Annotated in this window: 25 protein-coding genes; 22 read left to right on the top strand and 3 right to left on the bottom strand. The window is 69.0% G+C overall.

All coding sequences use genetic code 11. The features are described from left to right. The first annotated feature begins 1 nt into the window (after position 1). The 3 genes from ACFSGJ_RS07985 to ndk all read left to right on the top strand — a co-directional run bounded on the left by ACFSGJ_RS07985 (position 2) and on the right by ndk (position 3,536). Positions 2-334, top strand: a complete 333-nt coding sequence (locus tag ACFSGJ_RS07985; RefSeq protein WP_390260546.1) for a hypothetical protein — start codon at positions 2-4, stop codon at positions 332-334. 163 nt (positions 335-497) lie between these two features. Continuing rightward, positions 498-2,993: a sensor domain-containing protein gene (locus ACFSGJ_RS07980; RefSeq protein ID WP_390260544.1), complete on the top strand. Its 2,496-nt coding sequence runs from the start codon at positions 498-500 to the stop codon at positions 2,991-2,993. A gap of 120 nt (positions 2,994-3,113) precedes the next feature. Beyond that, the gene (gene ndk, locus ACFSGJ_RS07975; RefSeq protein WP_390260542.1) at positions 3,114-3,536 is read left to right on the top strand and encodes a nucleoside-diphosphate kinase; all 423 of its coding nucleotides are present in this window, start codon (positions 3,114-3,116) and stop codon (positions 3,534-3,536) included. Between the two features lie 131 nt (positions 3,537-3,667). Here the strand turns inward: ndk and ACFSGJ_RS07970 are convergent, their stop codons facing one another. The 3 genes from ACFSGJ_RS07970 to ACFSGJ_RS07960 form a co-directional block, all read right to left on the bottom strand. Next, positions 3,668-4,135 (bottom strand): TfoX/Sxy family protein, encoded by a 468-nt coding sequence (locus tag ACFSGJ_RS07970; RefSeq protein WP_390260540.1) that lies wholly within the window; start codon positions 4,133-4,135, stop codon positions 3,668-3,670. A 116-nt stretch (positions 4,136-4,251) separates the two neighbouring features. Beyond that, the gene (locus ACFSGJ_RS07965) at positions 4,252-4,395 is read right to left on the bottom strand and encodes a hypothetical protein (protein ID WP_390260538.1); all 144 of its coding nucleotides are present in this window, start codon (positions 4,393-4,395) and stop codon (positions 4,252-4,254) included. Further along, positions 4,395-4,940 carry an RrF2 family transcriptional regulator gene (locus ACFSGJ_RS07960; RefSeq protein WP_390260536.1) on the bottom strand — a complete coding sequence of 182 codons (546 nt, stop codon included), beginning with the start codon at positions 4,938-4,940 and terminating at the stop codon, positions 4,395-4,397. The genes ACFSGJ_RS07965 and ACFSGJ_RS07960 overlap by 1 nt, the downstream gene beginning before the upstream one ends. A 114-nt stretch (positions 4,941-5,054) precedes the next feature. Here ACFSGJ_RS07960 and ACFSGJ_RS07955 point away from each other — a divergent pair, with 114 nt between their 5' ends. The 19 genes from ACFSGJ_RS07955 to ACFSGJ_RS07865 all read left to right on the top strand — a co-directional run bounded on the left by ACFSGJ_RS07955 (position 5,055) and on the right by ACFSGJ_RS07865 (position 18,654). After that, complete coding sequence (locus ACFSGJ_RS07955; RefSeq protein ID WP_390260534.1) at positions 5,055-5,990, top strand: arginase family protein; 936 nt, start codon at positions 5,055-5,057, stop codon at positions 5,988-5,990. A gap of 45 nt (positions 5,991-6,035) precedes the next feature. Continuing rightward, positions 6,036-7,298, top strand: coding sequence for a beta-ketoacyl-ACP synthase II (gene fabF, locus ACFSGJ_RS07950; RefSeq protein ID WP_390260533.1), 1,263 nt, complete (start codon positions 6,036-6,038; stop codon positions 7,296-7,298). Next, entirely contained in the window at positions 7,298-8,527 is a 1,230-nt protein-coding gene (gene mltG / locus ACFSGJ_RS07945; protein WP_390260531.1) for an endolytic transglycosylase MltG, read from the top strand. Before fabF ends, mltG begins: the two co-directional genes overlap by 1 nt. A gap of 153 nt (positions 8,528-8,680) precedes the next feature. Then, positions 8,681-9,004 carry a hypothetical protein gene (locus ACFSGJ_RS07940; protein WP_390260529.1) on the top strand — a complete coding sequence of 108 codons (324 nt, stop codon included), beginning with the start codon at positions 8,681-8,683 and terminating at the stop codon, positions 9,002-9,004. After that, positions 8,952-10,295, top strand: a complete 1,344-nt coding sequence (locus ACFSGJ_RS07935; RefSeq protein ID WP_390260527.1) for a DNA-packaging protein — start codon at positions 8,952-8,954, stop codon at positions 10,293-10,295. The genes ACFSGJ_RS07940 and ACFSGJ_RS07935 overlap by 53 nt, the downstream gene beginning before the upstream one ends. 100 nt (positions 10,296-10,395) lie before the next feature. Beyond that, positions 10,396-11,568 (top strand): phage portal protein, encoded by a 1,173-nt coding sequence (locus ACFSGJ_RS07930; RefSeq protein WP_390260525.1) that lies wholly within the window; start codon positions 10,396-10,398, stop codon positions 11,566-11,568. Further along, positions 11,565-11,801: a GTA head formation protein, RCAP_rcc01685 family gene (locus ACFSGJ_RS07925; RefSeq protein WP_390260523.1), complete on the top strand. Its 237-nt coding sequence runs from the start codon at positions 11,565-11,567 to the stop codon at positions 11,799-11,801. Before ACFSGJ_RS07930 ends, ACFSGJ_RS07925 begins: the two co-directional genes overlap by 4 nt. A gap of 9 nt (positions 11,802-11,810) precedes the next feature. Further along, entirely contained in the window at positions 11,811-12,356 is a 546-nt protein-coding gene (locus ACFSGJ_RS07920; RefSeq protein WP_390260521.1) for an HK97 family phage prohead protease, read from the top strand. A 23-nt stretch (positions 12,357-12,379) separates the two neighbouring features. Continuing rightward, on the top strand, positions 12,380-13,570 hold the full coding sequence (locus tag ACFSGJ_RS07915; protein ID WP_390260519.1) for a phage major capsid protein: 1,191 nt from the start codon (positions 12,380-12,382) through the stop codon (positions 13,568-13,570). A gap of 114 nt (positions 13,571-13,684) precedes the next feature. Next, on the top strand, positions 13,685-14,302 hold the full coding sequence (locus tag ACFSGJ_RS07910; RefSeq protein ID WP_390260517.1) for a head-tail connector protein: 618 nt from the start codon (positions 13,685-13,687) through the stop codon (positions 14,300-14,302). Then, on the top strand, positions 14,299-14,649 hold the full coding sequence (locus ACFSGJ_RS07905) for a head-tail adaptor protein (RefSeq protein WP_390260515.1): 351 nt from the start codon (positions 14,299-14,301) through the stop codon (positions 14,647-14,649). The genes ACFSGJ_RS07910 and ACFSGJ_RS07905 overlap by 4 nt, the downstream gene beginning before the upstream one ends. A gap of 70 nt (positions 14,650-14,719) precedes the next feature. Continuing rightward, entirely contained in the window at positions 14,720-15,130 is a 411-nt protein-coding gene (locus tag ACFSGJ_RS07900; protein WP_390260513.1) for a DUF3168 domain-containing protein, read from the top strand. A gap of 21 nt (positions 15,131-15,151) precedes the next feature. Continuing rightward, positions 15,152-15,565 carry a phage major tail protein, TP901-1 family gene (locus ACFSGJ_RS07895; protein WP_390260511.1) on the top strand — a complete coding sequence of 138 codons (414 nt, stop codon included), beginning with the start codon at positions 15,152-15,154 and terminating at the stop codon, positions 15,563-15,565. Continuing rightward, complete coding sequence (locus tag ACFSGJ_RS07890) at positions 15,565-15,879, top strand: gene transfer agent family protein (protein ID WP_390260509.1); 315 nt, start codon at positions 15,565-15,567, stop codon at positions 15,877-15,879. The genes ACFSGJ_RS07895 and ACFSGJ_RS07890 overlap by 1 nt, the downstream gene beginning before the upstream one ends. After that, a complete protein-coding gene (locus ACFSGJ_RS07885; RefSeq protein ID WP_390260507.1) occupies positions 15,876-16,088 on the top strand; it encodes a rcc01693 family protein in 213 nt (70 codons plus the stop codon). The genes ACFSGJ_RS07890 and ACFSGJ_RS07885 overlap by 4 nt, the downstream gene beginning before the upstream one ends. Next, complete coding sequence (locus ACFSGJ_RS07880; RefSeq protein WP_390260505.1) at positions 16,081-16,734, top strand: phage tail tape measure protein; 654 nt, start codon at positions 16,081-16,083, stop codon at positions 16,732-16,734. Before ACFSGJ_RS07885 ends, ACFSGJ_RS07880 begins: the two co-directional genes overlap by 8 nt. Next, complete coding sequence (locus ACFSGJ_RS07875) at positions 16,734-17,366, top strand: phage distal tail protein, Rcc01695 family (RefSeq protein ID WP_390260503.1); 633 nt, start codon at positions 16,734-16,736, stop codon at positions 17,364-17,366. Before ACFSGJ_RS07880 ends, ACFSGJ_RS07875 begins: the two co-directional genes overlap by 1 nt. Further along, positions 17,363-18,235, top strand: a complete 873-nt coding sequence (locus tag ACFSGJ_RS07870) for a DUF2163 domain-containing protein (protein WP_390260501.1) — start codon at positions 17,363-17,365, stop codon at positions 18,233-18,235. Before ACFSGJ_RS07875 ends, ACFSGJ_RS07870 begins: the two co-directional genes overlap by 4 nt. Beyond that, positions 18,232-18,654 carry a C40 family peptidase gene (locus ACFSGJ_RS07865; protein WP_390260500.1) on the top strand — a complete coding sequence of 141 codons (423 nt, stop codon included), beginning with the start codon at positions 18,232-18,234 and terminating at the stop codon, positions 18,652-18,654. Before ACFSGJ_RS07870 ends, ACFSGJ_RS07865 begins: the two co-directional genes overlap by 4 nt. Positions 18,655-18,665: the final 11 nt, after the last annotated feature.

Here is an 18,665-nt window from a genome sequence, read left to right as displayed (position 1 = left end):
CATGGGTATCTTGATCAAGAACAACCTGATTCAAGACTGCGATACCGGGATCTCGGTTCGGGCGATCTCGCCCCCCGAGATGCTGATCGCCGGCAACAGAATGGAGAGAATTCGGGGCACGGCGATTGATCTCGTTTTTCTTACGGACCGCTTTCCGGTTCTGAGGAACGCGGCACCAGACCTGCTGCAAGAGGCATCCCGAAAGGTTGCAGCGGCTCCGCCGGAAATACGTGAAGCGACGCTACGGTCCACCAGGCTCGGCAAGTGGCTGTCCGGGCAGTCGTTCGTGGACTGGGCAGCTTTGGCCGTGGCATTTTCGTCCCTGGTGTCGTAGTCTCATCAAGACCCCTCCGGCGATTACGGAAACGCCAAAGCCCCATCCCTCGGCCCGTCCGCCCATCCTATTGAGTGCTTTGCGATGAGACCGCTTCGCGCTATGGCTGGGACTCTGGGACAGGCCAGGGATGGCGCCTTTGGGGGGCTTGATGGGCGACAGCATGATGCCGGCGACAATCGGAACGATGGGCCTGTTGCAGCGGTTCATCAATCTCAGCCCGAATCCGACCATGGTGACGGACGGGTCGCTGCGCATCCTCTGCATGAATGACGCCGTGGAAACGGTGCTTGGCCTGCCCCGCAGCTTGGCGGGGCGCCATGATCATCCGCAGGGCATCCTTTCGCCCGAGGTGGTCGCGCGTCTTGCCGCGATCGAGGCAGAGGTCCTGGCGACCGGCATCCCCTTTGACGGACATGAATATCTCGGGGCATTCGGGCCGGGCCCCTGGCGGCTCTGCATCCGCAGGCTTGAGCTCACCGCCCAGGAGGCCGCCGAGATCGGCCTGCCCGCGCTGATCGTGGCCGAGATGATCGACATTTCCGAGATCTCTGAAAGCGCGGAACGCGAGCGCCGCGGGCGCGCTCTCATGGCCAGTATCTTCGAAAGCAGCGCCGACGCGATCCGCCTTCTCGATCTCGACGGGAACCTGGTCCTGTCGAACGCGGCGGCGGACCGGATCTTTGACGGCAGGCCGATCCGCAACCTTGACGGTTGGCGCGATGTCGTTCCACCCGAAAAGGTTCAGGAAATCGGCGACGCCTTTGCCCGCGTGGCGCGCGGGGAGACCGCGCGGATCATCATCGGCGACCCGCCGGTGCAGTTCGGCTGGGGGCCGCCGCGCAACATGGACATCGTGATGGCGCCGGTGCGCGGACCCGACGGGAAGCCGGAACGCATCCTCTCGATCTGGCGCGACGTGACCGAGCTGCGGCAGGCGAGGCTCGCCGCCGAAGACGCAGCACTCCGCATGACCGCCGTGCTGGAAAACACGATGGACGGGGTGCTGGTCGTGGATCGCGACTTCAATGTCACCTATCTGAACGGCCCGGCCCAGCGCGCCCTGAGGGATGCGCAGCCGATGCTGGGGCGCAACCTGTGGTCCGTGATCCCCGGCAACGAGGAACGTTTCGCCCACCGCTGCCGCGAGGTGATGGCGACCCGTCGCGCCGTCGCGTTCGAGGATCAGGACGCGGCAAGCAACCGCTGGTTTCAGGTGCAGGTCGCACCGCTGGGCGACGGGCTCTCGGTCTTTTTCCGCGACGTGACCAAGACGCGCCTTCTGGAAGAGAACCGCCGCAATTCGGAAAAGGCGCTCTATCGTCTCGCGCGGCTTGACGGGCTTACGGGATTGCCGAACCGGCGCCAGTTCCATGAGGCCCTGACCGAGGCCCTGGTGCGTGCGCGCCGCGAACCCGACGGCCGGGCCGCCGTGCTGATGGTCGATCTCGACAACTTCAAGCCGGTCAATGACAGCTATGGTCACCCGGTGGGCGACCGGCTGTTGCAGATCCTTTCGGGCCGGCTGCGCGCGGCGGTGCGCGCGGGCGAGACCGTCGCACGGGTGGGCGGCGACGAATTCATGATTGTGCTGCCCCGGCTGGGCTCTGTGACCGAGGCCAGCGATCTGGCCGAACGCATCATCGCGACGCTGAGCGAGCCCTGCATGATAGAGGGGATCGAGCTGGTCGTGGGCGCAAGCATCGGCATCGCGCTGTCGGGAAGTGACGGCGAAACGGCAGACCAGCTCATCAAGGCGGCCGATATCGCGCTTTACGCCGCCAAGGAGGGCGGGCGCGGCATCTGGCGCCGGTTCGAGCAGGGGATGGATGACCGCCTGCGCGAACGGCACGAGATCAAGATGGGCCTGCGGCGCGCCTTTCGGGCCGGTGAGCTGGAGGTGCATTATCAACCCCTGCAGGACATCGGCACGGGCCGCGTCACAAGCTGCGAGGCGCTGGTGCGCTGGCCGCATCCCACGCGCGGCATGATCCCGCCCTCTGACTTCATGCCGGTGGCCGAGGAAAGCGGCCTGATTGCCCGGATCGGCGAATGGGTCCTGCGCACCGCCTGCGCCGAGGCCGCCGGCTGGCCCGACGATATCGCGCTGGCCGTGAACCTGTCGGTGGTGCAGTTCCGGGGCGGGCGGCTGCCGGCCATGGTACGCGCGGCGCTGGCGGATTCGGGGCTCGACCCCGGGCGGCTGCAACTGGAAATCACGGAAAGCGTGCTGCTGGACGCGACGGGCCATAACCTCGAAACGCTCGCGGCGCTGCGGGCGCTGGGCGTCAAGATCGTGATGGACGATTTCGGGACGGGCTATTCCTCGCTCAGCTATCTGCGGTCGTTCCCGTTCGACAAGATCAAGGTGGACCGATCGTTCATCCAGGACCTGCCCCGCGAAGAGGCGCTGGCGATCATCCGCGCGGTGGCCATCATCGGGCGCAGCCTGTCCATCCCCACCACGGTCGAGGGGGTGGAGACCGAGGAGCAGTTGCGCATGGTCGAGCAAGAGGGCTTTACCGAGGCGCAGGGCTTCATCTTTTCCCGGCCCATGACGGCGCAGGCGCTGCGCGACGCGCTGGGCGTCAAGGCGGGCGTCACGGCTGCGGACGGCGGGCTGCCGGGGGTGCGGACGCAGGCCGACGCCATCCGCTGAACACGCGTCTGGCGGTTGTGCATCGGGCCCGCGATGCCGGGTTTCCAACCGCGCGGGGTCATGCTAGCAGGGCGCCGGTTTCACCGCGGGGCAAGCCGCCCCTTTCAGCATGAGGCGACAATGGCCATTGAACGCACCCTTTCCATCATCAAGCCCGACGCGACGCGCCGCAACCTGACCGGCAAGATCAACGCCAAGTTCGAAGAGGCGGGTCTGCGCATCGTCGCGCAAAAGCGCATCCACCTGACCGAGGCGCAGGCCGGCCAGTTCTACGAGGTTCACAAGGAACGCCCCTTCTACGGCGAGCTGTGCCAGTTCATGGCCTCGGCCCCCGTCGTCGTTCAGGTGCTGGAAGGCGAAGGCGCCGTGGCCAAGAACCGCGAAGTGATGGGCGCCACCAACCCGGCCGAGGCCGCGGACGGCACCGTGCGCAAGGAATTCGCGCTTTCGATCGGCGAGAACTCGGTCCACGGTTCGGATTCGGCCGAAAACGCGGCGATCGAGATCGCGTTCTTCTTTTCGGGGCTGGAACTGGTCGGCTGACCCTTTCCGCCGCGCAGGATCGGGCCGTGCCTTCGGGTGCGGCCTTTTTCGTTTGGGGGGCGGTTTCGCGGGCCGGGCGCAGGTTTGCGAGGGGGGGTGGTGAAGGCAGGCTCGTCGCGCGGGCGGCGGGATCAGCGGCTGGCGGGTTTGGCCCGGGGCCTCTTGCTGGCCTTGGCCGGGCGGGCGATCACGCCGATGGCGTCCAGTTCGGCCTCCAGCCGGCGGAGGCCGGTCTGGGCGGGGTCGGGTTTGACCTTGGCGCAAAGCGCGTCGAAGCGTTTGCGCAGCGCCTCTTTCTCGGCCCCGCGGCAATCGTTCCAGGGGCGGCCCTGCAACGCCATTTCGAGCACGTAGAAGCTGATGAAATGCGGCCGCTGCCCCGAGGCCAGAAGCCGCCCATAGGCCGCATCGGTCCCGAGCGCGCGGAGCGTTTCCGCATCATGGATGCCCGCGCGGGCAAAGGCGGATTCGGTCGCGGGACCGAGGTTCTTCAGTGCGGAAATGCGCTGGCCGGTAGTGGCCGTCTCCGTTCCCGCAGTCGTGCCGTCTGGCCTCGCCTGTTCCGCACGGACCTTTTTCGCCACCTGTTTTTCCGCCATGCCGCCCCCGGACCCTTGTCAACCGAACCGGGATCATGTGCCCGGTTTGTTCACGGTCAGGATGCCTCGGCCCGCGCCGCCGCGCAAGGGGGTGCGGGGTGGGGCGGACGCGGATGTCAGATCGCGGCCCAGTCGCGAAAGACAAAGGGGGCAGGGGCCGCCGGTGCGGGGGTCTTGGAAACCGGCCCCGGGGCGGGGGCGGCAGAAACCGGCGGGGGCGCCTGGACGGGGGCGGCGGGGATGCGGGCTTGGTCGGTCATCATTTCATCCGAAGGTTGCGTGCCTTGGCGGCCCGTGCCCATTGCGGCGCGGCGCGCCTTTGGGCAAGGGGCAAAGCGACGGCAGGGTTAACACCTGCGTGATCGGGTGCCGCCACGGCTCCGATCCCCATCGCGCCTGCCAGCCGCCCGTTCCCCTCTGTCAGGTCGGCGAGCGTATAGCTGTCGAGCACGCCCCAGAACGCCTCCAGCGCCTCGGACAGCACGGGGCGCAGCCGGCAGTCCGCGATCAGCGGGCAGGGCCGGTTGCAGTCGCCAAAGCAATCGTCCGGCCCTCGCGCCTCGAACAGGCGGACGACCGCGCCGATCGCCTGCCGCGCGGGCGGCCGCGCCAGAACGATGCCGCCGCCCCGACCGCGCGCGGTGCGGATGAATCCGGCCTGCCCCAGCGCATGGATCACCTGCCCCAGATGATTGACGGAGGCGCCGCAGGCCGCCGCGATGTCATGCTTGCGCGCCAGCCCGTCGTTCAGCGCGCAATACATCAGGACCCGCAGGGCGAGATCGGTGCGCAAGGTCAGTTTCATCGGCTTTTCCGTCTGTTGCCACAGGCGCAAACTGCCCGGCCGCAGGGGATCACGCCTTGATCGAGATCAGCTTTTGGTGCCTTTTGGGCGCAAGTTTGAAAACGGGGACGGAAGATGGCGGATCTGGGAACGATGTTCGGGGCGGGGGCGGCAGAGACCTTCATGGGGCTGCCACGCTGCGACGATCTGGCGGGGCTGACGGCGCGGGTCGCGCTGATGGGGGCGGGGGCGATCACATCCTATCCGTCCGTCGGGGCCTATTGCGCGGGCGCGCCTGCGGCGATCCGGGCGGCGGCGGCGACCTATGCGGCGAACCTGACGCATATGAATTTCGATCTGGGCACGCCGACGCTGCCGGATCCGGGTGCTGCGGTCGATTGCGGCGACCTGCCCACGGTCGATGGCGACGGCGCGGGGAACCGCGCGCTGGTGCGCGATGCGGTGGCCATGATGCTGGACCGGGGCGCCGTGCCGGTGCTGCTGGGCGGCGATGACAGCCTGCCCATCCCGATGCTGGAGGCCTTTGCCGGGCGTGGAAAATTCACCATCCTGCAGATCGACGCCCATATCGACTGGCGCCAGGAGGTCGAGGACGAGCCTTTGGGGCTTTCCTCGACCATGCGCCGGGCAAGCGAGATGGACCATATCGAGCGGATCGTGCAGGTGGGGCAGCGCGGCATCGGATCAGCCCGGCCCGGCGATTATCAGGATGCGCTGGACTGGGGGGTAGCCTTTGTTCCGGCGTCCGAGGTGGCGCGGCGCGGGGTTCAGGCGGCGCTGGACCTGATCCCGGAAGGCTCTGACATCATTGTCTGTTTCGATTGCGACGCGCTCGACCCCGCGATCATGCCGGCGGTGATCGGACGCACGGCGGGGGGGCTTGGCTATTGGCAGGCGGTCGAGCTGATCGCGGGCGCGGCGGCGCGGGGCCGGATCGCGGCCTTCGACCTGGTGGAGTTCATGCCCGACCGCGACATCGACGGGCAGGCTGCGCTGCTTGCCGCGCAACTGGTCGCCGCAACCCTGGGGATCATTGCGCGGCAGGGGTAGGGCGTGTATCTAACGCGCGGAAAAACATGAGGCAGGAGAATGGCGATGCGTCGGGTGGTTATCACGGGCATGGGTATGGTCACGCCGCTGGCCTGCGGGGTCGAGGAGACCTGGCGGCGCCTGTTGGCCGGACAAAGCGGCGCGCGCACGATCAGCCGCTTTGACGCGAGCCATCTTGCCACGACCTATGCCTGCGAGATCCCCTTTGGCGACGGGTCGGACGGCACCTTCAACCCCGACGACTGGATGGAGCCGAAGGAACGCCGCAAGGTCGATGACTTCATCCTTTACGGGATGGCCGCCGCGCAGCAGGCGGTCGAGGATGCGGGCTGGGCCCCCGAGGACGAAGAGGCGCGGATGCGCACCGGCGTGATGATCGGGTCGGGGATCGGCGGGCTCTCGACCATCGCGGAAACGGCGATCCTGCTCAAGGAAAAGGGGCCGCGGCGGGTGTCGCCGTTCTTTATTCCCGGGGCGCTCATCAACCTGATCTCGGGTCAGGTGAGCATCCGCTACGGCTTCAAGGGGCCGAACCATGCGGTGGTGACGGCCTGTTCCACCGGCGCCCATGCCATCGGCGATGCGGCGCGGCTGATCGGCTATGGCGATGCGGATGTGATGGTGGCGGGCGGCGCCGAAAGCCCGATCAGCGAGATCGGGATCGCCGGGTTCAACGCCTGCAAGGCGCTCTCGACCAAGCGCGCCGACGATCCGGCCAAGGCGAGCCGCCCCTATGACGCCGACCGCGACGGCTTCGTGATGGGCGAGGGCGCGGGCATCGTCGTGCTGGAGGAATACGAACACGCGAAGGCGCGCGGCGCGAAGATCTATGCCGAGGTGCTGGGCTATGGCCTGTCGGGCGACGCCTATCACATCACTGCCCCGTCCGAGGACGGGGACGGGGGCTACCGGTCGATGCAGGCGGCGCTGAAACGGGCGGGCGTGACGCCGGACCAGGTGGATTACATCAACGCCCACGGCACCTCGACCATGGCCGACACGATCGAGCTGGGCGCGGTCGAACGGCTGATGGGCGACGCGGCGGACAAGGCCACGATGTCGTCCACCAAATCGTCGATCGGGCATCTTTTGGGGGCCGCCGGTGCGGTCGAGGCGATTTTCTGCGCGCTGGCGATCCGCGACCAGATCGCGCCGCCGACCATCAATCTTGACAACCCGGCGGTGCAGCCCCGGCTGGATCTTGCGCCGAACGCGGCGCGGAAACGCAGGATCGACGTGGCGCTGTCCAACTCCTTCGGCTTTGGCGGCACGAATGCGAGCCTTGTGCTGGGCCGGGTGGACCGCTGATGTGGCGTCATGTTGCATCGAACGCGCTGACGCTTTTCGTCGTCGTTCTGGCCTTTCTGGGCGGGCTGATCGCCTGGGGCCAGCGGCAATATGTGGCCGAGGGGCCGGCGCAGACCTCGGTCTGCGTGCGGGTCGAGCGGGGCGCGAACATGGCGCAGGTCTCGCGCCAGCTTGAGGAACAGGGCGCGATCAGCAACGCGACGATTTTCCGGATCGGCGCGCGCTATCAGGAACAGTCGGGCGGGCTGCGCTTTGGCAGCTATCTGGTGCCGGCGGGCGCGTCGATGCCGCAGGTGCTCGATATCCTGACGCGGGGCGGGGCATCCACCTGCGGGACCGAGATCAACTATCGCATCGGGGTGGTGCTGGCCGAGATGGTCGTGCGCGAGCTTGACCCCGAGACCGCGCGCTATGTGGAGACGATCCGGTTCAATCCCGCGACCGACGCGGTACCCGACGGCTATCTGGAGGTCGCGCAGGCCGAGGACACCCGGTTCCGCGTGACGCTGGCCGAGGGCGCGACAAGCTGGCAGGCGGTCGATGCGCTGCGCCGGGCGGAGTTCCTGTCGGGGCAGATCGATTCGGTGCCGGCCGAAGGGACGCTCGCCCCCGATTCCTATGAGGTGACGCGCGGGGCCGACCGCGCCGCGCTGGTGGATGAGATGGAGGCGCGGCAGAGCAGGATCCTGGCCGATCTGTGGGAGAACCGCAGCGACGGCCTGCCGATCGACACGCCCGAAGAGGCGCTGATCCTTGCCTCGATCGTGGAAAAGGAAACCGGTGTCGCCGAGGAGCGCCGGCAGGTGGCGAGCGTATTCGTGAACCGGCTGAACCAGGGGATGCGGCTGCAGACCGACCCGACGGTGATCTATGGCATCACGCTGGGCGAGGGCACGCTGGGCCGGGGCCTGCGGCGCAGCGAACTGGACGCGCGAACCCCTTATAATACCTACCAAATTGACGGGTTGCCGCCGACGCCCATCGCCAATCCGGGCCGCGCCAGCATCGAGGCCGCGCTGAACCCCGACGATACGCCCTATATCTATTTCGTCGCGGACGGGACGGGGGGCCATGCCTTTGGCGTGACGCTGGAAGAGCATAACCGCAACGTCGCCCGCTGGCGCGAGATCGAGCGGGAGCGCGCCGCGCGAGGCATCGAGACCGATCCGGAGACCGGCGCCGCGGTGGGTGAGGAAGACGCTGAGGCGGAGCCTGAAGCGGCCGAGTGATGCAACCTGAAAGATAGTGCTTGACTTTGCGAACGCCCTAAGGTAGAGATAAGGCAAGCTAGGAGAAGTGGGCAGGCGGCGCGGGGGAACCCGGCGCCGCCTTTCCGTTTCCGCTCGTGCGGGGCAGCATGAGAGGCGGACAGAACAATGACAATGATGGGCCCCATCGGGGACGAAGGGTCTTCGGAAGCGCTGCTTTCGGAGGCCCTTTTGCTTTACCGGACTGCGGCAGAGGTCTTTGCCACGGTCATCGAGGATGCGCGCAGCGGCGACGAAAAGGCCGCCCGCGAGGCACAGGGCTATGCCCGCGAGTTCCACAAGGCGCTGCAAACCGCCATGCAGGAAAGGCAGAAAGTTGAACAACTTTGCAAACAGGACGCCGGCATCGCCTATCACTATGCGCTCGATTTCGACCGCGCCCGCGATGAGGTCGGGCGCCGCATGGCTCGCCTCCGCGCCGCCGGAGGTGGTGGATGAATTCATCGCGGGGCTGTCGGACGAGGCGCTGATGGCCCTGCCATGGCTGTGGGAGTTCTGGGCGCAGCCGCATCAGCTGCCGCCCGAGGGGGCGTGGAAGACCTGGGTCATCCTGGGCGGCCGGGGCGCGGGCAAGACGCGCGCCGGGGCAGAATGGGTCCGCGCCGAGGTCGAAGGGGCGCGCCCGCTCGACCCCGGGCGGTCGCGTCGGGTGGCGCTGATCGGCGAAACCTTTGACCAGGTGCGGGACGTGATGGTGTTCGGCGACAGCGGGTTGCTGGCCTCGTCCCCGCCCGACCGCAAGCCGGTGTGGGAGGCGACGCGGCGCAGGCTCGTCTGGCCGAACGGGGCGGTGGCGCAGGCCTTTTCGGCGCACGAGCCGGAACATCTGCGGGGGCCGCAATTCGACGCGGCCTGGGTCGATGAACTGGCCAAGTGGAAGCGCGGCGAAGAGGTCTGGGACATGCTGCAATTCGCGCTGCGGCTGGGCGAGAACCCCCGGCAGGTGGTGACGACGACGCCGCGCAACGTGGCGGTGCTGAAGCAGGTGCTGATGAACCCCTCGACCGTGACGACCCATGCGGCGACCGAGGCGAACCGCGCCTGGCTGGCCGAGAGTTTCCTTGACGAGGTGCGGACGCGCTATGCCGGCACCCGGATGGGGCGTCAGGAACTGGACGGAGAGCTGCTGGAGGATGCAGAAGGCGCGCTCTGGACCCTTGGCGGGCTGGAGGAGGCGCGGATCGGAAAGGCCCCGGTGCTGGACCGGGTGGTCGTTGCGGTCGATCCGCCGGTGACGGGCCATAACGGTTCGGATGCCTGCGGGATCGTGGTGGCGGGGGTGGTGACGAAGGGGCCGCCCGCGGACTGGAAGGCTTATGTGCTGGAGGACGCGAGCGTGAGCGGCAAGAGCCCGGCCGAATGGGCGCGGGCCGCCGTCGCGGCGATGGAACGGCACGGGGCCGAGCGGCTGGTGGCCGAGGTCAACCAGGGCGGCGATCTGGTGGAAAGCGTCGTGCGGCAGGTGGCGCCCCTGGTGCCCTATCGCGCGGTGCGGGCGTCGCGCGGCAAGGCGGCGCGGGCGGAACCCGTCGCGGCGCTTTACGAACAGGGGCGGGTGCATCACCTGCGGGGGCTGGCCGCGCTGGAGGACCAGATGTGCCAGATGACCGCGCGCGGCTATGAGGGGCGCGGCAGCCCCGACCGTGTGGACGCGCTGGTCTGGGCGCTGCACGAGCTGATGATCGGCCCGGCGCGAGACTGGCGGCGGCCGCAGATGCGGAGCCTGTAGGGCCGCGCCGCATGACCGTTCCGTGAACCCGCCTTTCGGCGGGTTTTCTTTTGGGTCCGCAGGCTTGGCGGGCGTTCTTCAGACGGTGCAGGAGACAGGAATGTTCGATTTTCTCAAACGCGGCGCCGCGCCGCCCGAGCGCAAGGCAAGCGCGACGGGTCCGGCCGTGGGGGCCGCGGCGCGATGGGGCGGCGCGGGGGGCCGCGTGGCCTGGACGCCGCGCGATACGGTTTCGCTGACACGGACGGGGTTTCAGGGCAATCCGGTCGGCTTTCGCGCGGTGCGGGTCATCGCCGAGGCGGCGGCGGCGCTGCCCCTGGTGCTGCAGGATTGCGAGCGGCGCTATGAGGCGCATCCGGTGCTGGACCTGATCCGCCGCCCGAACCCGGCGCAGGGCAAGGCAGAACTGTTCGAGGCGCTTTACGGCCAGTTGCTGCTTTCGGGGAACGGCTATCTGGAGGCGGTGGGCGAAGGTTTTCCGGCGGAACTGCATGTGCTGCGGTCGGACCGGATGGCGGTGGTGCCCGGCCCGGATGGCTGGCCCGTGGGCTATGACTATACCGTCGGCAGCCGCAAGCACCGGTTCGACATGACCACCGGCGCGCCGGTCTGCCATATCCGCAGTTTCCACCCGCAGGACGACCATTACGGGTTTTCGCCGATGCAGGCGGCGGCGACCGCGGTCGATGTGCATAACAGCGCCTCGCGCTGGTCGAAGGCGCTGCTGGACAATGCGGCCCGGCCCTCGGGCGCGATCGTCTACAAGGGGCCCGATGGCGGCACGCTGGCGCAGGATCAGTATGACAGGCTGGTGAGCGAGATGGAGATGCACCATCAGGGCGCGCGCAATGCCGGGCGGCCGATGCTGCTGGAGGGTGGCCTTGACTGGAAGCCGATGGGGTTCAGCCCCTCGGACATGGAGTTCCAGAAGACCAAGGAGGCCGCCGCGCGCGAGATCGCCATCGCCTTTGGCGTGCCGCCGATGCTGCTGGGCATCCCCGGAGACGCCACCTACGCGAATTACCAGGAGGCCAACCGCGCCTTTTACCGGCTGACGGTGGTGCCGCTGGTCACGCGGGTCGCGGCGGCGGTGTCGCATTGGCTTTCGGGCTTCGAGGGCGGTGCGGTCGAGCTGCGGCCCGATCTGGATCAGGTGCCCGCGCTGGCGGCCGAGCGCGACCAGCAATGGCGCCGGGTCGGCGAGGCGGCGTTCCTGACGCAGGCGGAAAAGCGGGCGATCCTGGGTCTGCCCCGGCTGGCGGAGGAGGAATGACCGCGCGGCGGCCCCAGGGCGGGTCGCGTTACCTTTACGACAGTTTCGACGCCGCCTCGGCCCGGATCGAGGCGAACGAGCGGGTGGCCGAGGAACGCTGGGCCGGGCTCGAATACCGGCTTCAGCAGATGGAGGCGACGCTGGAACGGCTGGAAAAGCGTTTGTGGCTGGCCGTTTACGGGGTGGTGGCGGTGATACTGGCGCAGGGCGTGCAGTCGCTGATCGTGCAATAGGAGAGAGCGATGGAGCTGGAACACAAGTTCCACCGGCCCGAGGCAGGGCTGGTGGTGGGCGATGGCGCGGTGATCGAGGGCTATGCGAGCCTGTTCGGCCAGCGCGATCAGGGCGGCGACGTGGTCGAACGCGGCGCCTATGCCGGGTCGCTTGCGGAGCTCGCGGCGGGGCGGCGGCGGGTCAAGATGCTGTGGCAGCACGACCCCGCGCAACCCATCGGCATCTGGGACGAGGTGCGCGAGGACGACCGGGGCCTTTTCGTCCGAGGCCGCCTGCTGCCCGAGGTCGCCAAGGGCCGCGAGGCGGCGGCGCTGGTCGCGGCCGGGGCGCTTGACGGGCTCTCGATCGGCTATCGCGTCGCGCGGGCCGAGAAGACGGCGGGCGGGCGGCGGCTTTTGACGCTCGACCTGTGGGAGGTGTCGCTGGTGACATTCCCGATGCTGGCCACCGCGCGGGTGGGGGCCAAGGCCGCCGTTCCCGCCGAGAGCGAGGCCGTGACCGCCGCCTTCCGCGCCGCGGCCCAGATGCTGGCCAGCCTGCGCGCAACAATCTGAATTTCAACCCCAACGGAGATGACATGACACCCGAGACGAAGTCGCGGGGCGATGCCCCCATGCCCGCAGGTCCGAGCGAGGTCAAGACCGCGCTGGATGGATTTCTGAACGAAGTCAAAGCCTTTCAATCCGACGTTCAATCGAAGCTCAAACAACAGGAAGAGCGAGTGACCATGCTGGACCGCAAGACCATCGCCTATGCCCGCCCCGCGCTTTCGGGCGCCGCTGACGCCGCAGCGCCGCATCAGAAGGCGTTCGACACCTATCTGCGCAACGGCTGCGACGACGGTCTGCGCGCGCTGGTGCTGGAGGGCAAGGGCCTCAACACCTCGGTCGCGGCCGAGGGGGGATACCTGGTCGATCCGCAGACCGCTGACACGATCCGTTCGGTGCTGAAGACCACCGCGTCGATCCGCGCCATCGCCAATGTGGTGACGGTGGAGGCCACGAGCTTTGACGTGCTGGTCGATCATTCGGACATGGGGTCCGGCTGGGCGACCGAGACCGGCCCCGTGGGCGAAAGCGACACGCCGGTGATCGAGCGCATCACCATCCCGCTGCACGAGCTTTCGGCCATGCCCAAGGCGAGCCAGCGGCTGCTGGATGACAGCGCCTTTGACATCGAGGGCTGGCTGGCTGGCCGGATCGCCGACAAGTTCGCCCGGGCCGAGGCCGCGGCCTTTGTCAACGGCGACGGCGTGGACAAGCCCAGGGGCTTTCTTACCCATCCCAAGGTCGCCGAGACGCAGTGGAGCTGGGGGAGCCTCGGCTATATCGCGACGGGCAATCTGGGCGAGTTCGCGACCGTGAGCGCGAGCGATGCCATCGTCGATCTGGTCTATGCGCTGAACGCGGCCTACCGGGCCAATGCGAGCTTTGTGATGAACTCCAAGACCGCGGGCGCGGTGCGCAAGATGAAGGATGCGGACGGGCGGTTCCTGTGGTCGGACGGGTTGGCGGCGGAGCAGCCCTCGCGCCTGATGGGCTATCCGGTCCTGATCGCCGAGGACATGCCGGACATCGCCGAGAACGCCTTTGCCATCGCATTCGGCGATTTCACCGCCGGCTACACGGTTGCCGACCGCCCGGACCTGCGGGTGCTGCGCGATCCGTTCTCGGCCAAGCCGCATGTGCTGTTCTATGCGTCCAAGCGCGTCGGCGGCGATGTGAGCGATTTCGCCGCGATCAAGCTGCTGAAATTCGCGGTCAGCTGACCCGCTGACGGAACGCCTCCTGCGGGAACGCGGGGGGCCGCGCGCGCCGGTCCCGGCCGAACCGCCCCGCGAAGCGGCCGGCGCGCGCCCCACATCCAATCGAGCGAGGCAGGCATGATGTTGAAGGAACTGAGCGCGGTGCCCGATGCGGCGCTGCCGGTCGAGGCGTTCCGCGCGCATCTGCGGCTGGGCAGCGGCTTTGCCGCGCCGGCGGCGGGCACGGGCGAGGATGCGCTGCTGCGGGCGCATCTGCGGGCCGCCATCGCGGCGGTCGAGGCGCGGACGGGCAAGGTGCTGCTGTCGCGCACCTTTGAATGGAAGATCGCCGAATGGCGCGAGGTGGACGAGCAGGCCTTGCCGCTGGCGCCCGTGGCCGAGGTGGCGGTGATCGAGACGGTGGACCGCCATGGCGAGGCGCGGATGGCGCTGCCGCATCGCTGGCGGCTGATCGAGGACATGCACCGCCCCCGGATCGTCGCGGTGGGCTACATGCTGCCGGGGATTCCCACGCGCGGCCATGCGAGGGTCGAGTTCCTGGCGGGCTTTGGCGGGTGGGAGGACGTGCCGGCGGACCTGCGGCAGGCGGTCCTGATGCTGGGTGCGCAATATCACGACGACCGCGCGGGCGAGGGCGCGATGCCCGCCGCCGTGGGCGCGCTGGTCGAACGCTGGCGCACGGTGCGGACATTCGGCGGGGCGATTGGCGGGGCTATCCGGGGGGTAGGGCGATGACGCGGCGGGGGATTGCCCCGGTGCTGCGGCAGGCGCTGGTGCTGGAAGAGGTCTCGGCCAGCCCCGACGGGGCGGGCGGATACCGGGAGGAGTGGGTGACGCTCGGGACGCTTTACGCCGAGGTGATCGCCGGCACGGGGCGGGAACGCACCGCCGATCTGGTGACGCTGTCGATGGTGCCCTGGCGGATCACCGTGCGCGGGGCGCCGGTGGGCGCGTCCGAGCGCCCCAGGCCGGGCCAGCGGTTCCGGCAGGGGCCACGGCGGTTCCGCATCCTGTCGGTCGCAGAGCGCGACGCGGCGGGGCGGTATCTGCTGTGCCTTGCGCATGAGGAGGTCGCGCTGTGAGCGCGCGGAAAAGGTGTGCTGTGAGCGCGCGAAAGTCGTGCGCCATGAGCGCGCGGAAAGGGGGTTGGCGATGAGCTATGGCAGCGGGGCGGCGCTTCAGGCGGCGGTGTTTCAGCGGCTGCGGGCCGATGCGGCGCTGGCGGCGCTGGTGGGCGAGGCGGTGCATGACGCGATGCCGCCCCGAGAGGCCGCCGGCACCTATGTGGCGCTGGGGCCGGAAGAGGTGCGCGATGCATCCGACGCGACGGGCGGCGGGGCCGAGCACCGCTTTGTCATCTCGGTGGTCAGCGACGGCGCCGGGTTTCTGGTGGCGAAGGAGGTCGCGGCGGCGGTGACAGACGCGCTGACCGGCGCGGATCTGACCCTGGATCGGGGGCGGCTGGTGGGCCTCTGGTTCCAGCGGGCGGTGGCGCGGCGGGTGGCGGACGGGCGGCGGGTGGACCTGACCTTTCGCGCCCGGACGGAAGACCCTGAGAACTGATTTCAAACGCAGGAGGTGGCCATGGGGGCCCAGAACGGCAAGGATCTGTTGATCAAGATCGACCTGACCGGCGACGGCCAGTTCGAGACCATCGCGGGGCTGCGCGCCACGCGCGTAAGCTTCAACGCCGAAACGGTGGACGTCACGAGCCTTGAAAGCCAGGGCGGCTGGCGCGAGCTGCTGGCCGGGGCCGGGGTGAAATCGGCGGCGATTTCCGGCTCGGGCGTGTTTCGCGACGCGAATACGGATGAACGGGCGCGGCAGATCTTTTTCGACGGCGAGACGCCCGGATTTCAGGTGATCATCCCGCATTTCGGCATCGTCGAGGGGCGGTTCCAGATCACCGGCATCGAGTATTCCGGCAGCCATAACGGCGAGGCGAGCTATGAGATGAGCCTCGCTTCGGCCGGGGCCCTGAGCTTTGTGGCGCTCTGATGGCGAACCCGTTGGCAGGAGAGGTGGCGATCTGGCTGGACGGCCGGCGCCATGTGTGCCGCCTGACGCTGGGGGCGCTGGCCGAGCTGGAGGCGGCGCTTGAGACGGGCGGGCTGATCGACCTGGTGGAGCGGTTCGAAACGGGCCGCTTTGCCACCCGTGACGTGCTGGCGCTGGTGGTCGCGGGGCTGCGGGGCGGCGGCTGGCAGGGCGATGCGTCCGAGCTTGCCACCGCCGAGATCAGGGGCGGGCCGATGCAGGCGGCGCGGATCGCGGCGGAACTGCTGGCGCGGGCGTTCTCGGTGCCCGGATGAGGGCCTTTGACTGGCGCGGGCTGATGCGGGCGGGGCTGCGGGACCTGGGGCTGACACCGGCCGAGTTCTGGCAGCTTACGCCCGCCGAATTGCTGATCATGCTGGGGCTCGACGGGGGGCCCGCGGCGCTGAGCCGGGCGCGGCTGGAAGAACTGGCCGCGGCCTTTCCCGACCTGAAGGCACCCCCGAAGGAGGATGGCGATGAGTGAGATCGACGCGCTGAGCGACCAGATCGCGGCGCTGGAAGAACAGATGCGGGGCGCCCGCAGTGTCACCGGCGCCTTCGAGGGGGAGCTTGCCCGGATGCGGGAGGGCATGGTCTTTACCGACCGGGAGGTGACGCGGTTGACGACGAGTTTCGGGGGCGGGCTGCGGCGCGCCTTTGACGGGCTCGTTTTCGACGGGCTGCGGCTGTCGGATGCGCTGCGGCAGGTCGCGAAGTCCATGGTGGGCCAGGTCTATGCGACGGCGATGCGGCCGGTGCAGAACGCGGTGGGCGGCGCGCTGGCAAGCGGGATCAACGCGGCGGTCTCGGGGGCGCTGCCCTTTGCCGACGGGGGGGCCTTTACCCAGGGGCGGGTGATGCCCTTTGCCAAAGGCGGCATCGTCAGCGGGCCGGTCATGTTCCCGATGCGGGGCGGGCGCGGGCTGATGGGCGAGGCCGGCCCCGAGGCGATCATGCCCCTGACGCGCGGCGCCGACGGCAAGCTGGGCGTGCAGGCGCAGGGGGGCGGGCGCCCCGTGAACGTGGTCATGAACATCCAGACGCCCGATGTGCAGGGCTTTCACCGCAGTCAGAGCCAGATCGCCGCGCAGATGACGCGCGCGCTGGGCCGGGGCCAGAGGAACCGATGATGGCATTCCACGAGATCAGATTTCCCGCCGACCTGTCCTTTGGCTCTGTCGGCGGGCCGGAGCGCCGGACCGAGATCGTGACGCTCTCGAACGGGCATGAGGAGCGCAACACCCCCTGGGCCCATTCGCGTCGCCGCTATGATGCGGGGCTGGGGCTGCGGGGGCTGGAGGATCTGGCCGAGCTGATCGCCTTTTTCGAGGCACGGGCGGGGCAGATGCACGGCTTTCGCTGGAAGGACTGGGCCGATTACCGGTCGGCGCCGTTCGGCCGTCCGATCTCGGCCGAGGATCAGGTGCTGGGCACGGGCGACGGTGCGCGCACGGAGTTCGGCCTGGTGAAGGCCTATGTCTCGGGCCCCGCGACCTATCTGCGGCCCATCGCCAAGGCGGTCGCGGGCACGGTGCAGGTGGCTGTCGCGGGACTGCCGCTGACCGAGGGGCTGCATTACGAGCTGGAGGCCGATCAGGGCCTGATCCGGCTGGCCGATGCGCCGGCGCCGGGCGCGGTCGTCACGGCGGGGTTCGAGTTCGACGTGCCGGTCAGGTTCGACACGGACCGCATCCATGTCTCGGTCGCAAATTTCCAGGCTGGCGAGGTTCCGGCCGTTCCGGTGGTGGAGGTGCGGCTATGACGCTGCGGGCGCATCTGGAAACCGGCGCGACCACGGTTTGCCGCGCCTGGGCGGTGACGCGGGCGGATGGGGTGACGCTGGGCTTTACCGATCACGACCGGGACCTGCGCTTTGAGGGCATCCTGTTCCGCGCGGGCACGGGCATGACCGCCAGGGCCTTGCAGCAGGGCACGGGGCTGTCGGTGGACAATGCCGAGGGTCATGGCGCCCTGAGCGAGGCGGGGCTGACGGAACGCGACATTCTGGCCGGGCGCTATGACGATGCGGGCGTGCGGATCTGGCAGGTGAACTGGGCCGATCCGGACCAGCGCGGCCTGATCTTTCGCGGGAGCCTGGGCGAGATCACGCGGGCCGGCGGTGCGTTCCGGGCCGAGTTGCGCGGGCTGACCGAGCGGTTGAACCAGCCGCAGGGCCGCATCTTTCACCGCGGCTGCAGCGCGGTTCTGGGCGACCGGCAGTGCCGGGTCGATCTGGGCCAGCCCGGCTATTCCGCCGAGATCGAGCTGCCCCATGATGGCGACACGCTGTTCCGGCTGCCGCAGATGGCGGGGTTCGATGACCGCTGGTTCGAGGGCGGGCGGTTGGTCGTGCTGACCGGCGCGGCTGCGGGTTTGTCGGCGGTCATCAAGAACGACCGGCTGGGCGCAGCCGCGCGCGAGGTGGAGTTGTGGCAGGCGCTGGGCCTCGGCGCCAGCGCGGGCGACCGGGTGCGGCTGGAGGCGGGCTGTGACAGGCGGGCCGAGACCTGCCGGTTGAAGTTCAGCAATTTCATGAACTTCCGCGGCTTTCCGCATATGCCGGGCGAAGACTGGCTGCTGAGCTGGCCGAACGGATCGGGCGTGCATGACGGCGGGAGCCTGTTCCGATGAGCCTGCGGGCGCTGGCCGAGGCGCGGGTCTGGATCGGCACGCCCTATCGGCATCAGGCCTCGCTGCGCGGCGCTGGGGCGGATTGCCTCGGCCTCTTTCGCGGGGTCTGGCGGGCGCTTTACGGGCCCGAGCCGGAGCCCGTGCCGCCCTATGCCGCGGATTGGGCGGAGCCGGGGCGGACCGAGATGCTGATCGCTGCGCTGGACCGGCACATGATGCGGCGCGCGGGTCCGGGGGGGGCGGGCGATCTTCTGGTCTTCCGGATGCGGGAGGGCGGGATCGCCAAGCATCTGGGGATCGCCGGCGAAATCGGGGCGGGGGCGAGTTTCGTCCACGCCTATAGCGGGCACGGGGTGGTCGAAAGCCCCCTGTCGGCCCCCTGGGCGCGCCGGATCGTGGCGCGATACGTCTTTCCCTGAAGGAGAAGCCA

Origin of the sequence: Halodurantibacterium flavum, assembly GCF_042681825.1 — a bacterium.
GTDB lineage: Bacteria > Pseudomonadota > Alphaproteobacteria > Rhodobacterales > Rhodobacteraceae > Halodurantibacterium > Halodurantibacterium flavum.
The sequence above is the reverse complement of the archived record's forward strand: the minus strand, read 5'-3'. Positions and strand labels throughout refer to the sequence as shown.